A 520-nucleotide genomic window follows, 5' to 3' on the forward strand; every position below is an offset into this window, starting at 1 on the left:
AAAAACACAAACAACACAACCACACACACCTTCACGTACAGGACTCATCACCTACTCCGGTGCACCATCCCAGATGCTTCCGCTGATATGTGCGCATCGCGCTTGCAGTCGGCAGCCTGCAACATTTACGCCCCACAACACCGCACACGCAACCCCTGCCAGGTATCACACGCACACGGTTTAGCCTCATCCGCTATCGCTCGCCACTACACACGGAATCACAATTGTTTTCTTCTCCTACGGGTACTGAGATGTTTCACTTCCCCGCGTCAACCCCCACACAGACTATGTATTCACCTGCGGGTAACACCACACAACTGGTGCTGGGTTTCCCCATTCGGACATCCTCGGATCAACGCTTTGTTGGCAACTCCCCGAGGCATAACGCAGCCTCACACGTCCTTCATCGGCTCAGCATGCCAAGGCATCCACCATACGCCCGTAACAAAACACACGGACACACAAACAATCAAGGTATAAACACCAAAACACAAAAAAGAAAGATACTCGCGTCCACTAT

Annotated in this window: 1 rRNA gene; it reads right to left on the reverse strand. The window is 52.1% G+C overall.

What is annotated here, in order from left to right:
- Positions 1 to 455 (reverse strand): 23S ribosomal RNA (locus HMPREF3151_RS12125); the annotation flags it as partial.
- Between the last annotated feature and the right edge of the window lie 65 nt (positions 456 to 520).

It is taken from the genome of Corynebacterium sp. HMSC05H05 (assembly GCF_001807265.1).
GTDB lineage: Bacteria > Actinomycetota > Actinomycetes > Mycobacteriales > Mycobacteriaceae > Corynebacterium.